Raw genomic sequence first — 14531 nt, forward strand, 5'->3', positions numbered from 1 at the left:
ATCTACCTTAACTTGATGATTTTTATCTAAATTATCAGGGGATTCCTCAGTGCTACGCGTAAAACATAGACTACTCCCTGAAGAGTTATCAATATTAACACTCTCTTATATACTAATAACTTTTTGTATCTGCTCTTTAAATCTTGATATTTTTGGGCAAAAAACTAGGTTTAAATTCGATTTGAGAGTAAGCGTATTTTTCGGTTTTTTTGCCAGTTTGTGCTAAACCTAAAAGTAGAGAAGTGTGAACAGAGGTAACAGGATCGATGGAATTGTTTGCGGACCACCTACAGTCAGATCAGCCGGAAGCAGGTGATGCTAACAAACTAGCTGAGCAGGCCGTGCTTCCTTGGAAAGTCCTCCTCATTGATGATGATGAACAAATGCATCAAGTGACTAAGCTTGCCTTGTCCGATTTTGAATTTGAGGGGCGCAAACTTGAGTTGATCTCTGCTTACTCAGGAGGTTCAGCAAGAGAGTTATTTATTCAGCACGATAATATTGCTTTAGCCTTAGTAGATGTAGTTATGGAAACAGAGCATGCGGGGCTAGACTTAGTGAGGTACATTCGCGGTACCTTAGGAAACAGTTTAGTAAGGCTAGTATTGAGAACTGGTCAAGCTGGTCAGGCTCCAGAAGACAAAGTTATCCGTGAGTATGATATCGATGATTATAAAGAAAAGACAGAACTGACTACACAGAAGCTGAAAACACTACTTTATTCTATGCTGCGCTCTTATCGAGATTTGTGCTTGATAGAGCAGCAAAAAAAAGGCCTGAGTAAAGTTATTGAAGCATCCGCATGTGTTCAAAATACCACGACCCTTCAAACCTATGCCACTTCAGTTCTAGAACAGTTGACTTCCCTATTAAAGCTGGATAACTCCGCGCTTTACTGTATTGTTCAGCCAAGACCAGATGGAGAAGAATCTCGCGCTATGACTTTGGCTGCTACTGGCTCTTTTGTTGACACTTACAGTGAATGTACGTTCGAGAAACTACCTGTTGAGGTGGCGACACGGTGTAAACAAGTGTTTGAATCTCGCGAATCTGAGAATTTTGGTGACGCTTACGTTTTGTTCTCTCACGATGAACAAGGTGTTGATTGTATACTGTATGTTAATGTTAATCGCGAGCTGACAGAGCTTGATATGCAATTACTTGAAATCTATATGCAAAATATAGGTTTAACATTCGAGAATTTAAGCTTGATGTTGGATATCCGCGAAACTTCTAAAGAGCTTGTTTACAATCTGGCTAATGCTGTAGAAGCGCGAAGCAAAGAAACAGGCGCTCATGTCCAGAGGGTTTCTCTATTTAGTGAAAAACTTGCGACCTTATATGGTTTAAGTGAATATGATGCTTCTATGATCAAACATGCTTCTCCACTTCATGATGTGGGTAAGGTCGCAGTACCCGATTCCATTCTCCATAAACCTGGCAAGCTAGATGCAGAAGAGTGGGAGATCATGAAAAAGCATGTGGATTATGGGGTCGATATTTTAAGCAAGTCGAAGCGTCGACTGATGACAGTTGCAAAAGAGATTGCAGGCTACCACCATGAAAAATGGGATGGTACTGGATACCCCAATGGTTTATCAGGGCTCGATATTCCCATCGCTGGGCGAATTACTGCATTAGCCGATGTATTTGATGCCTTAGGCTCCAAACGCAGCTACAAAGAACCATGGTCGGATGATCAAATAATGGCGGAGCTTGTTGCTCAGAAAGGTAAACAGTTTGAGCCTAAATTGGTTGAGTTGCTCATCAAGCACTGGGATGAGTTTCTAGAGATTAGGGAGTCTCTTCCTGATTAGATTTCCTAATTTGATATTATTCTTCGAATTAGCTTGTTGTCTCTAAAGGTAAATTAAGGGGTATTCTCAGTTTAAAAAATACTCCATCTCCCACTTTAGAGCTGAATTCCAACTCTCCTTTCAGTTTTTGATGGACTAAGTTAAACACTAGGTTTAAGCCAAGCCCAGAGCCACCTAAACCTCGCTTGCTTGTGTAGAAAGGTTCAAATATTTTTTGATGTAGCGACTCTTCAACACCACCACCGTTATCGCGATATTCGAATATAATCAAATCTTCTTCTTGGTAAAAATTGATCGATATTTCCGCTTGAGGCTGGTTTTCGAAAGCATGGTTAATGCTGTTCATAACAAGGTTTGAAATTATTTGTGTTAGTACACCAGGCAAGCTATTCATTACGATAGCATTGTCACCCGCTAAGGTCGGTACGACTGGTACTTTGCGAGTTTCTGGATGCAAGCTTGCCAAAAGTGCTTCAATAACTTGTGAAACATTGAATTGAGAACGTGCTTCAGAAACCTGATCGACAGCTGTTTGTTTGAAGTCTCTGACTAGTTGGGCTGCTCGATTTAGGTTATGTTCAAGCATTTGACTACTATCTGACATCCGTTGCATTAGGGACTCAAATTGGGTACTTGTTAAGGTTTGCGAAGCGAATGCCGCATTCAATTCACCAGTCACATCTCGAATAACAGAAGTCGCCGTGACGGCTATCCCTAGCGGAGTGTTGACCTCATGTGCGACCCCTGCTACCAATCCACCTAAAGCAGCGAGTTTCTCTGATTCTACGAGCTTATCTTGAGCATCTTGCAATTGCTCCATACTTTGTTTGAGATCGAGCGTTCTTGAGGCAACCATACGCTCCAAGTTTTGGTTGAGTTCTTCGAGCTCGATTTGAGTCAGTTTTAGCTCTGTTATATTGATAGCTGTGCCCCGAAACCCCAAAAACTGACTTTTTTCATAACGAGCCGTAGCCTGAAAGAGTAAGTGTAGTGTTATGCTGTTTATGGTGATACTTTCTTCAACTTGGTTGAAGTCGTTACGTCTTGCTATCACTTTGTGTAAATGGTCAGCTCCTTCAAGGGCTTCAACGTCGGCCAAGCAGACACCCTGGACAGCGACCAAAGACAAGGCTTCCTTCATCGCATCTGAGCAATAGGTTAGCTGCCCAAGCTCATTTGTTTCCCATAACCAGTCTGAAGATACGTTGGTAAAATCGGCTAACCTGTCCTGTTCTTCCTTAATATTGTTGTATAGCAGTGTAATATTACTGCTGATTTTGTTTGCACCTTCGCCAAGCCAATCCAGCTCATCATCTTTCTCTGAAATCCAACGTTTCTTGATAAGAACAAGAGGTTTGCTTGGATGTCTAGGATTGAAAGCACGTAAATATTGAGCAATTTGGAATATGCGTCGGTTTACACTTTCGTGAAAGATCAGCAGCATAATTGAACAGACAAGAGTAGTTTTTAGAGCGTTAAGTATCAAGGTTGAAATGAATTGGTGAAGAAGGTAGTTATATATCTCTTGGGCATTTGACTCGACATAGATAGTCCCAATCTGTTCAGAGTGCCCATCTTCTGGGTCGCGATATGTCAATGCAAAGGTTTCATGAACGACGTTTCCTTTGGCTGACGCTCCTGAATTGAATGTATAGTTTCCCGACTTTACTTCTAGGAAGTCAATCTTAGGTAAGTTGACCAGACCGTCAAGCCTTTCTTGTAAGACGGCTAAATCGAATGACCACAGAGATGAAGCTAGCAATCCAGCATGGACATCGCGTATTTCTATATGCCGCTGATCAACATCATTAAATTCTTTTTTGTAGTCCCAAGACAGCTGCAATATTGTGGTGAATAACGTAACAAAACTACTTAATGTCACCATCAATAGAATGATTCGCCGTCCTATTCGGCTCTGCAAAGGGTTGTTAATACTCTCTTCTACTTTTTTGCTTCGGCTCATAATACTCAAAGATGATGTTTTCAATTGAGTATAGCTTGCACTTATCAGTTTTTATCAAGAATAAAATCAGTTCACTTTTGTATTTCCATCTAAACTATATGGGCATTTACAGTTTGTCGGAGGCGATTATGAGAGCATTAATGCTCTGCTTGCTCTTGATAACAGGTAGTGTGCAAGCAGAAAAAGTTTTACTAATAGAAAGCTATCATGCTGAATACCCATGGGATGTGAGTTATATAAAGGGTATTAAGGATACGATGTCATCTTCTGCACAGTTGCATACTTTCCAGATGGATACAAAACGAGTTCCTGTTGATCAATTTGAGACTAAGGCCAATGAAGCATTCGAATATTATGAGGAAGTAAAGCCAAGAGTTGTCATTCTAGGTGACGATAATGCGCTGAAATATATGCTGCCTAAACTGTATCAGGAGCCGATTTCGATAGTATTCTTAGGCATCAATTCCAACCCTCGTGCGCTGTTGAGAAAATATAAAGGTCAAGCTCAAGTGACAGGCGTACTAGAGTTGCCGTTATTTGTAAAAAATATTCGTGATCTTAGCCAAATGCTGCCAAAGAAAAAGCATAAATTTAGAGTTATGTTTGACTCAGGAGTCACCTCTCAGGAAGCGGCTAAGCATATTAAAAAGCAATATGAGCTAATAGAGAGAAACCTAAAATTTGAGGCAGAAATACTTCTGATAGGAACTAAAGAAGAGTGGCAGAAGATGGTAAACAGTGCCCAAGACGATGGTGTTTCGGTTATTATTGTTGGTCTGTATCATACTTTAGTTGACAAGGATGGTAATAGCGTTCCCGCTCCTGAAATCTTAGCTTGGACGAATGAGAACTCTAAGATACCGTTGTTCGCATTCTGGGATTTTGCTGTTGGTGAGGGTAAAGCCAGTGGAGGAGTAGTCTTGTTCGGAGAGAGCCAAGGTAAACAGGTGGCAGGTCTTGTGAACGATATTTTAGCCGGAAAAGATGCCAACAACCTTCCTATTGCAATTGGTGAGCAAGGTCGAGCAATATACTCTGAAAAAGAGATACAGCGATGGGGACTTACCCCACCATCGCATTGGAATGTGATGAACTAATAAGAAGCCCACCATGAGGTGGGCTTTTTGTTTTATTTAATATCTTACGCTTCTGCGCGGCGGTCTCGATTATGACCACGTTCACCGCGATAATTTCCGCGATTATCGCCACCACGGTTGCGATCGAATCGGCGTTCTCCGTCACGGCGTCCACCTTCGCGGTTACCACGGAAGTTGCCTTCACGACGACCACCTTCGCGATTACCACGGAAACCACCATCGCGACGTCCGCCATCACGACCGCGACCTGAGTCACGACGCCCACGAGGCTCACGGAAATCGTCAAAGTCACACACTACAGCATCGACCTGCTTTTGACGGATACGTAGTTTACGCAGTTTACCTGCAGTTTCAGAAGGCATTGCTTTAGGTAGCTGAACGTAAGTTTCACCTTGTGCAAGTTTGATAGCACCGATTGAGCCTTTGGTCAGACCAAGTTCATTTGCTAATGCGCCAACGATGTCTTTAACCTGAACACCTTGCTCACGTCCAACTTGAAGCTGGTATGTATCCCAATCTTGATTGTTGAAGCTGCGATCGCGATCTCTGCCACGGCCGTCTCTACCGCCTTCACGACGTTCTTTACGGCGTTGTTTGTCGCGTTCGATTGCTTGGATCATCGGATCTTCGCCAATGTAAAACAATGGACGCTTACCTTGCTGACGCTTAAGCAAGATTGAAGCCAGTGTAGTTGCATCTATCTCTAATGTCTCTTGAAGCTTTTCTACCAGTTCAGTGAATTTTTCTAGAGATTTATGCTCTTTATCTTGCTCTAGTTCGGCACCGAGTTTAACTAAGCGAGCTTCTGCCACTTTATCGCGCAGTGGAAGTTGGATTTCTTCCATCGATGATTTAGTCACACGTTCGATAGTACGAAGCATGCGGATCTGATTGGTGCGAACTAAAAGGATCGCTTTACCTTTACGTCCTGCACGACCTGTACGACCAATCCTGTGAATGTAAGACTCTACATCAAAAGGAATATCATAGTTAAATACGTGAGTAATTCTTGGAACGTCTAGACCACGAGCAACAACATCAGTTGCAACAAGAATATCGATCACACCTTGTTTGATATGATCAACAGTACGCTCACGTAGAGACTGTGGAATATCACCATGTAGCGCTGAAGCTTTAAAGCCGCGAGCACATAACCAATCTGCTAGGCGCTCTGTATCTTGACGAGTGCGAACGAATACAATAGATGCGTCAGTTTCTTCGGTTTCTAAAAGGCGAGACATTGCTTCATCTTTTTCGACACCTTTTACAACCCAGAATTGCTGCTCAACTTTATCTACAGTGTGATTCTTACCTGCGACATCAATTGTCACTGGCTCACGCAAAAAGCGCTCAACAATGTTTTTTAGCATTGGAGGCATAGTTGCAGAGAATAAAACGCGTTGGGCAGACTCAGGAGCATGCTCCATGATTTCTGTAACATCATCGACGAAGCCCATGTTTAGCATTTCGTCTGCTTCGTCGAGAACAAATGTATGTACTTCGTCTAGATGCAAGCGTTCGCGGTTGATCAAGTCTTGAACACGACCAGGTGTACCAACAACAATGTGCGCACCATTCTTAAGCGCTCGCATTTGATCAACAATGGATGCGCCACCATAGATCTCAAGCACTTTTAGACCGGATATATTTTGGCCTAGGTTTTTCATCTCGGCAGCAACTTGAATCGCTAGTTCGCGAGTTGGTGCAAGAACTATGGCCTGAGGCTTACGTTGAGCTAGATCTAGCTTGTTCAGTAGTGGAAGAGAAAATGCTGCGGTTTTGCCAGTACCAGTCTGGGCTTTACCTAGTGCATCTGTGCCTTCCATTAAATGAGGAATAGCAGCAGCTTGAATCGGAGTTGGTGATACAAAGCCCATTCCATCTAGAGAAGAAAGGATAGAGTCATTTAGCGCTAAGTCGCTAAACTGAATTACAGAATCTGTCATTGGGATCCTACTAAAATAAATGTCAACAAAAGGTCCCACGAGCTCTACCAATTCCATTACCAATCCAGTGAGTGCTGAATCCGTTCAGATGCGGATAAGTCGTAAATCGCATCAAGCCGCTAGGGACATATCTAAGGGGGGCGAATTATTCCTTAAAAGCACTAAAAAATCCAGAAAAAATTGAAATACATCACAATTTTTTCCTAGCTTAAATTGAATAGGAGGTGGTAAACACAGTGTTATGCCGATTTGATACAAATTAGGGTGTTTAGCTTTTGTTATTGATATATATGATTAATTAATAAAATTTGTATGTTTAGCTGGCCAATTTCTGCGATATACATTAATGGCATTACCTAGTAAAATGTTATACAACAAATTGGCTCTACTGGATGTGATTGTTACAGGCTGATGGCCGTAAATTGGTATAATTCAGCGACGGTACACTGTTCTATGTCATGCATCCAGAACATAAAACGAATTAGTTAAGAAGTTTACATGTTCCAAGATAACCCTCTACTGGCTCAACTGAAGCAGCAAATACAAGAAAACCTTCCCAAGAAAGAAGGCACGATTAAAGCGACTGATAAAGGCTTTGGCTTTTTGGAAGTCGATAATAAAACGAGTATTTTTATTCCGCCGCCTTACATGAAGAAATGTATGCATGGGGATAAGGTAAGCGCGATTATCCGCACTGAAAAAGATCGGGAAGTTGCTGAGCCAGAAGCCTTATTAGAGCAGGGTGTTAACCGTTTTATTGGTCGAGTTAAGTGGTTCAAAGGCAAGTTAAACGTTACTCCAGATTACCCGCAACTTAAAAAATTATCACTCAAGGCTAGGGTAATAAAGGGACTCAAACGGGACGATTTGAAGGAAGGTGACTGGGTTGTTGCCCACTTAATACAACATCCGTTAGTTGATGACCATGGTTTTTTGGTCGAAATATCAAACAAGATTACGGACGCTGATGACAAAATAGCGCCTTGGTGGGTTACATTGGCGCAAAATGACTTGCCTAATACGGAGCCTCCTGGGATAGAAAACTGGCAAATTGAAGACGACGTCGACCTTGAACGTATAGACATGACGCACCTGCCTTTTGTTACTATTGATGGTGCTTCTACTAAGGATATGGATGATGCTCTCTATGCGCAAAAGCAGGAGGATGGAAGTTTTGAACTGACAATTGCCATCGCAGACCCTACCGCCTATATCACTCCAAGTTCTGATATGGATAGAGTTGCACGTCAGCGTGGATTTACTATTTACTTGCCGGGGCGCAATATTCCCATGCTGCCAAGAGAGTTAGCCGACGGCTTGTGCTCTTTGGTTGAAAATGAATTAAGACCAGCGCTTTGCTGTTCAGTTAAAATTGGGCCAGATGGTGAAATAGGCGATGACGTTAAGTTTTTTGCCGCTACTGTGAAATCTCATGCGCGTTTGGTTTACGACCATGTTTCAGATTGGCTGGAAAATAGCGAGTCACAGTCGTGGCAACCTGATAGCAGTAAGGCTTCAGTGATAAACGCACTTTATGAGTGCTCGCAGGCTCGAATTCAGTGGCGCGAGAAAAATGCGGTTGTTTTCCCAGATCGACCAGACTATCGTTTTGAACTTAGCGAAGATAATGATGTTATTGCTATCCATGCCGATATTCGCCGCAGCGCAAACAAAATAGTTGAAGAGTGCATGATTACTGCAAATATTTGCGCAGGAAAAGTTCTTCAATCCAGTTTCGACTCAGGTGTGTTCAATACCCACTCTGGCTTCAAACAGGATAAGCCAGGTGATGTTATCGATCTTATCAACAGCGAAAACAGCGAGCAAACCTTTACCATAGAGCGTATTGCTACGTTAGCTGGGTTTTCTGAGCTTCGCCGTTGGTTAGCCAAGCAAGATACCAGTTATCTCGAACACCGCATTCGTAAGTATCAAGCTTACAGTGAAATTGGCAACCAACCTCTACCTCATTACGCAATGGGACTTGAGCTGTATGCGACTTGGACGTCACCGATTCGTAAATATGGAGATATGGTCAACCATAGAATGTTAAAAGCTCATATTATGGGTAAAGCAGCGATTCAAACTGCTGACGGTGAGCTTGGTGATGAGTTAGCTGTTCATCGCAAACATCATAAAACGGCTGAACGTCATGTAGCGGATTGGCTATATGCGCGTACCTTAGCCGAAGAACCAGTTAAAGGCACAATGTTTCATGGTGAGATTTTTGATGTTTCTCGAGCTGGTGTGCGTGTTCGCTTACTCGAAAATGGTGCAGTTGCATTTATACCTAGCACTCTTATATTGGCCAATAAAGAACGCTTAAAGTGCAATTCGGAGCTAGGATTAGTGTCCGTTGACGATGAGGTCGTTTACCGAGCAGGTGATATTATTAAAGTAATACTTAATGAGGTAAATCAAGAAACACGTAGTATTGTTGCTAAGCCCGTAGAAGTATTTACTGAGATGAAAGAGGCTGAGTAAAGAAAAATGGATAAGTAAGGGTATATTTCTTACTTATCCCTCGTACCAAACGGTTAGTTTTGCCAAAAAACTGATTTTGGGTCTTTGCCAACTTCACGCATTATTGCCGTTAAGTCATTGCTTTGTGCTAGATATGGGTAAGGAACCCAGAGTGTTTCAGTTGTATTGTCTGGGACTAATAACAACCAAATATGCTCCTCTTGACTCCATACCACTTTGGCAACAGGCAACATGTAATGGCAGTGTGTTGAATCAAGTAAAAAGTGCTGCTTAATAAAAACAACACCATTTTCTGTGATTTCGTAGCTTGCTTTACCTAGCTCAGCAGGCCGGCTTTTATTTCGTTGAGAACAGATACTCTGTGCCCTGCTTTCTACTTGTCTTTGCAGTAAACTCACCAGCCCCATGCTGACCTCGAGCATTGATTCTTTCGATATATTTTAATTAGATGAGTTTAACCCGTCTGTATAGTTTTTCACAAAAATGTAATCTTACCTAAATATCATGACATCAGTATATGCTCTTTATTTGAATCGGAGGTTGTTATGATTCGCACCGTTTCCACGGTCTTATTAACCGCATATTTAACTCTTAACCTTGCAGTAGCAAGTGAGGTCAATGTTTCAGGCTCGACTTCTGTTGCCCGTGTGATGGACGTTTTAGCTGAAGATTTCCACCAAAGAAATCCAGGTACTTACATTGCTGTCCAAGGTATCGGCTCAACCGCAGGTATTACCTTATTAAAAAAAGGAGTGGCTGATATAGGTATGAGCTCACGTTATTTGACTGAAAGCGAGCAAGACGAATCTCTTACCGTTACTTCTTTAGCTTATGATGGTTTAGCTGTGGTTGTGAATAAATCCAACCCGATAAAAAATATCAGCCGAGAGCAACTTTTTGACATATATAAGGGCAAGATCGTTAATTGGAACTCAGTCGGTGGGCCTGATCAAAAAATTGCGGTAGTCACAAGAGAGGCTTCATCTGGTTCAAGATATAGCTTTGAGAGCCTCCTTGGCCTCACTAAAGTTATCAATGGCCGACAAGTTTCCTCAATCAGTCAAAATAATTTGGTGGTTAATAGTAATAGTATGGTTAAAACTCTAGTCAGTCATAATAAACAAGCGATAGGTTTTATATCAACAGGATCTGTAGACCATTCGGTAAAAGCGATTAAATTTGATGGAGTTGAAGCTACCACTCAGACTATAGCGACAAACAAGTATGGTCTCTCTCGACCTTTCTTGGTGTTGTATAAAAAGTCTCAGATAGATGAACAAGCGAAATCGTTTGTACAATACTTACAAGGAGAGCAGGCAAGAAGCCTAATTCGTGAATACGGCTATACGCCAATTAGCAAATAGCCGATCAGATATGGAGGGGAAGTTAGCCCCTCCTTAAAAATGAAGTTGTATTACTGAGACAACAACAGCACCAGGGCGCCTAACCCCTTCAATTTCGACTTTGATTTCACGTTCTATCTCCAACCCTTTTTTGATAGGAGTCACTTTAGATAACTTGCTGACAGCACGAACGCGGCTATTGGCTTTGACTGGATATGGAAAACGTACCTGGTTGAGACCAATGTTGACCACCATTTTGGCTGTTGGGAAAAGGGAATGATCTGGGTCGACACTGTCTGTCAGCTTTGGAAGCATAGCTAGAGTTAAAAAGCCATGTGCAATGGTTGTTTTGAAAGGTGACTCAAGCTCGGCACGCTCTGGATTGGTATGTATCCATTGCATATCTTCGGTGACTTCACCAAATTGATTAATACGTTGCTGAGAGATCTCAAGCCACTCACCCGTGTGGATCACTTGGTCAAGCTTCTCTTTGAGCTGATCGTAAAGTACCTGTGCTTCAGGTTTTAATTCAACGAGTTTATTCTCAACATCGTTGGACGCGTTGGGTGCCTGAACCTCATCATTGACCGCTGGCCTTTGCATATCCCAAAAACGTGCAAATAAATAGCGATGATTATTTGTCTTTTGTATAAACTCGTCCCAATATTCACGCACGGCAGGAGACATCCACTGCATAAATTCGGACTGCGACTTGTCACCACGATGTTTGAATAGGTCTGCGACTTTCATAAAACCTCAGAAATCTGATATTAATATACGTCAACTTGTTAATTTTGAATCACTTCACAATTGTGCGCAACGACTTTCGGGCGCACACATGTTTCCTCATTGCTATATTGTTTATGCGTATCAAGCATTTAACAATAAAACATTATTTTATTAGATAATTATCACTAGAGTATAAACACTAGATAATCACCTTGTGTGAGAGTAAAATTTATTCATTGTTCCTTTGCCCGCTGAGCATTTAGACAATCCATTGTCTAACCTACCAAACAAAACTCGTGCCAAGATAGGCTGAACCAAGTTTTTTCGAGCTATTAGCTTTATTTATCATACCTTAAACTTTTTTCCTTCTTCATTGCTTGTCAGTGCGGAAAGGAATGGTTAGTCTAAGGCGGCAATATTTGTTCCTCATTGGGTAACGCAATCTTAAGGAGCTGGATAAACCATAGGAAAGTCAAGTATTGGGTGTTTTCCTATCATGCAGCGATAGCCATACACTGACATAATCATCTCTGAGGACAAAGCGTCTTTGGGTGAAGCATCGCAAACTAATTGACCATCGTTCAGTATGACAAGCCTATCAGAGTATTGTGCCGCAAGATTTAAGTCGTGTAACACCACCACTACTGCCGTATTTTTCTCATCTGCCAGTTGCTTCATTTTGGATAAAGTATTGTGCTGATGTGTGAGATCCAACGCTGAAGTCGGCTCATCAAGCATTAGTATTTTACGTTCGCCAGATTGGGCCAATTGTAAGAGAACACGAGCTAAGTGTACTCGCTGTTTCTCTCCTCCCGACAAAGATGGGTAGAGCCGTTCTGCTAGGTGGATTACGTCAGTTACCCTCATGTAGTGATAGGCAAGATCTCGTACTTGGTTACTGGCTAATGTTAGGGGAATTGCGCCTAGCTCTACTACCTCTTGCACAGAGAAAGGAAAAGTGAGCGTATTTTGCTGCGGTAACATGCCTAAATGTTTGGCTAATTCCCTAGCATCCCAGAGATTTTTTTCTTTACCAAAATAGGCTATGTTGGCGTTGGATTGTCTCTCACCACAAAGTACTTTTAGTAGCGTGCTTTTACCTGCACCATTTGGCCCTAAGAGGGCGGTAACTTCGCCAGAACGTATTTTGAGACTCACATTGTTGAGGATGAGGCGTGATCCTACGCGTATCGAGATATTGTTTGCGCAAAGTGCGTGACTACTCATTAAAAAATCTTTCCTCTTTGCTGGAATAGGAGGTAAATAAAAAATGGAGCGCCAATCAATGCGGTCACTATTCCTACCGGAAGTTCGGCAGGCGCAAGCACTGTACGTGAGATCATATCGGTTACGGTAAGAAGCAATGCACCTATGCAGGCTGATATTGGTATTAGAGAACGATGATCTGGACCGCATAGCATACGTCCTAAATGAGGAATGATTAGCCCGATAAAACCTATCACGCCTGATACACTGACCGCTACCCCAACCCCGATTGCAGTCAATAACATCAACAAACGCTTGAGCTTTTGCACTGGGATACCCAGATGCGCAGCTTCCGCTTCACCCAGAAGCAAGGCATTTAAAGGCATTGCATTGAGTGTGAAGCAGAGTAGCAATAGGAAAAGAGTGGCGGCGCAAAGTAAGATACTGGTCCAACTCGCTCCGGCTAACGATCCCATCTGCCATAATGAAATGTCTCGCAGCATCTGGTCATTGGCAATAAAATTCATGTACCCAAGGCCTGCGAATGATAGAGCCGTTATCGCCACACCCGCCAATAACATAATGGTAATAGAGGTGCCTAATTTGTTAGTACCTAATCGATATACAAAGCCAGTGGCCACTATGGCACCCAAAAATGCGAAAAAGGGTACAGCAATAATATTAATAATATTTGGGTAGTCACTGTTGTATTCGGAAAACAGGACGATCGCGATGGCTCCGCCGAGAGAAGCACCTGCGGAAACACCGATAATGCCAGGCTCAGCGAGTGGGTTGCGAAACAATCCTTGGGTAACTGTGCCACAAATTGCCAATATCGCACCTACGAGTATACACAGCAAGGTTCGTGGTAGCCGAATTTCATGGATGACCATATGAATATGATCAGGAAGTTGATTTGAATGTGTTGCGACACTCATTAGACTATCCATGAAGCTGATATTCATGGGACCGACACTAATAGACCCGACAGCGGTAAGTAAAATAACTGAGCTTAAAACAATGAGTATTGAATAAAGGGAGATATGACGTAGCATATTAAAGCTCTACTTCACTGTACTGAATATTTTGCTTAAGCGCTCTGCCTCAGAAAGGCTTTTTAAACCCAAACCACCAATGATTGCGTGTCCATCAATTGGAATAATATTTTTGGATTTTCCGGCAGGTGTCGCAGCAAGGAGAGGCATTTTATCAAAAATTGTCTCTATCCCACCAATCTTATCAAGGCTGCGACCACTGACTAATATGATGTCAGGCTGCATCTCTAACATTGATTCTGTAGAAAGCGGCTTATACGAATCAATTTTTTGCGCTGCTGGGTTTAAACCACCCGCTAACTGAATGATTGCGTTTGGCACCGTGTTTGCGCCTGCAACATTTGCGGGCCGACCCTCATGTACGAGAAGAAACAACACTTTTTGCTTTCGTTGCAATGTTGAGCGATTTATCTCTAGCGCTTGAATGGTTTGTTGTATGTTGGTCTTGAGGGCTTGTGCTTTCTGTTCACTGTGAGTGATCGAGGCAATGTCATCGATGCGTTCTAATAGGCCTTCAGGTGTGGGTGATGAATTAATCACATCAACACTGACTCCGGCATTGGATATTTGGTCTAACACATTTTTGGGACCCATTTCATCAGAGCCAATAACAAGGCTTGGATTAAGAGCAAGCAGGCCCTCGGCGGAAAGATTTCTGTGATAGCCGATTTTGGGTAGCTCAGTCTTTGATGGAACTTCACTAGTGATATCTACTGCGACAATTTGGTCTTGCTTACCAAGTGCAATCAATAATTCAGTAACAGCACTGCCAGCACTAATTATTCTTTCATTTGCTGACGTTGATGTTGCAATAATAAATAGGGAGAGCGTAGCGATCTAATGCCGTTCACTTAAGGTGAGCGGCATTGTTTTTTCTGGGGTATCGGCTTG

At 42.3% G+C, this 14531-nt stretch carries 11 protein-coding genes; 4 read left to right on the top strand and 7 right to left on the bottom strand.

Annotated features, from left to right (window positions below; translation table 11 throughout):
* The first annotated feature begins 266 nt into the window (after nt 1-266).
* On the top strand, nt 267-1817 hold the full coding sequence (locus tag AAFM34_RS17825; RefSeq protein ID WP_341665145.1) for a DUF3369 domain-containing protein: 1551 nt from the start codon (nt 267-269) through the stop codon (nt 1815-1817).
* A gap of 28 nt (nt 1818-1845) precedes the next feature.
* Here AAFM34_RS17825 and AAFM34_RS17830 read toward each other — a convergent pair whose 3' ends face one another.
* Nucleotides 1846-3780: an ATP-binding protein gene (locus AAFM34_RS17830; protein WP_341665147.1), complete on the bottom strand. Its 1935-nt coding sequence runs from the start codon at nt 3778-3780 to the stop codon at nt 1846-1848.
* Between the two features lie 128 nt (nt 3781-3908).
* Between AAFM34_RS17830 and AAFM34_RS17835 the strand changes: the two genes are divergently transcribed.
* On the top strand, nt 3909-4877 hold the full coding sequence (locus AAFM34_RS17835; RefSeq protein ID WP_341665149.1) for an ABC transporter substrate binding protein: 969 nt from the start codon (nt 3909-3911) through the stop codon (nt 4875-4877).
* A gap of 44 nt (nt 4878-4921) precedes the next feature.
* Here AAFM34_RS17835 and AAFM34_RS17840 read toward each other — a convergent pair whose 3' ends face one another.
* Nucleotides 4922-6823: a DEAD/DEAH box helicase gene (locus AAFM34_RS17840; RefSeq protein ID WP_341665151.1), complete on the bottom strand. Its 1902-nt coding sequence runs from the start codon at nt 6821-6823 to the stop codon at nt 4922-4924.
* Nucleotides 6824-7321: 498 nt separating this feature from the next.
* Between AAFM34_RS17840 and rnb the strand changes: the two genes are divergently transcribed.
* A complete protein-coding gene (rnb, locus tag AAFM34_RS17845) occupies nt 7322-9307 on the top strand; it encodes an exoribonuclease II (protein ID WP_341665153.1) in 1986 nt (661 codons plus the stop codon).
* A 53-nt stretch (nt 9308-9360) separates the two neighbouring features.
* On the opposite strand, the gene AAFM34_RS17850 is transcribed toward rnb, so the two are convergent.
* Nucleotides 9361-9714 carry a DUF3024 domain-containing protein gene (locus AAFM34_RS17850; RefSeq protein ID WP_341665164.1) on the bottom strand — a complete coding sequence of 118 codons (354 nt, stop codon included), beginning with the start codon at nt 9712-9714 and terminating at the stop codon, nt 9361-9363.
* A gap of 138 nt (nt 9715-9852) precedes the next feature.
* Between AAFM34_RS17850 and AAFM34_RS17855 the strand changes: the two genes are divergently transcribed.
* The gene (locus tag AAFM34_RS17855; RefSeq protein WP_341665155.1) at nt 9853-10671 is read left to right on the top strand and encodes a phosphate ABC transporter substrate-binding protein; all 819 of its coding nucleotides are present in this window, start codon (nt 9853-9855) and stop codon (nt 10669-10671) included.
* Nucleotides 10672-10704: 33 nt separating this feature from the next.
* On the opposite strand, the gene AAFM34_RS17860 is transcribed toward AAFM34_RS17855, so the two are convergent.
* From AAFM34_RS17860 to AAFM34_RS17875, 4 genes are all read right to left on the bottom strand, one after another.
* Nucleotides 10705-11400, bottom strand: coding sequence for a MaoC family dehydratase (locus tag AAFM34_RS17860; RefSeq protein WP_341665157.1), 696 nt, complete (start codon nt 11398-11400; stop codon nt 10705-10707).
* Between the two features lie 423 nt (nt 11401-11823).
* The gene (locus tag AAFM34_RS17865; protein ID WP_341665159.1) at nt 11824-12606 is read right to left on the bottom strand and encodes a heme ABC transporter ATP-binding protein; all 783 of its coding nucleotides are present in this window, start codon (nt 12604-12606) and stop codon (nt 11824-11826) included.
* Nucleotides 12606-13640, bottom strand: coding sequence for an iron ABC transporter permease (locus AAFM34_RS17870; RefSeq protein ID WP_341665162.1), 1035 nt, complete (start codon nt 13638-13640; stop codon nt 12606-12608). The genes AAFM34_RS17865 and AAFM34_RS17870 overlap by 1 nt, the downstream gene beginning before the upstream one ends.
* A gap of 9 nt (nt 13641-13649) precedes the next feature.
* The gene (locus tag AAFM34_RS17875; protein WP_341665166.1) at nt 13650-14477 is read right to left on the bottom strand and encodes a hemin ABC transporter substrate-binding protein; all 828 of its coding nucleotides are present in this window, start codon (nt 14475-14477) and stop codon (nt 13650-13652) included.
* Between the last annotated feature and the right edge of the window lie 54 nt (nt 14478-14531).

This window comes from Vibrio sp., assembly GCF_038138445.1.
In the GTDB taxonomy this organism is placed as follows: Bacteria; Pseudomonadota; Gammaproteobacteria; order Enterobacterales; family Vibrionaceae; genus Vibrio.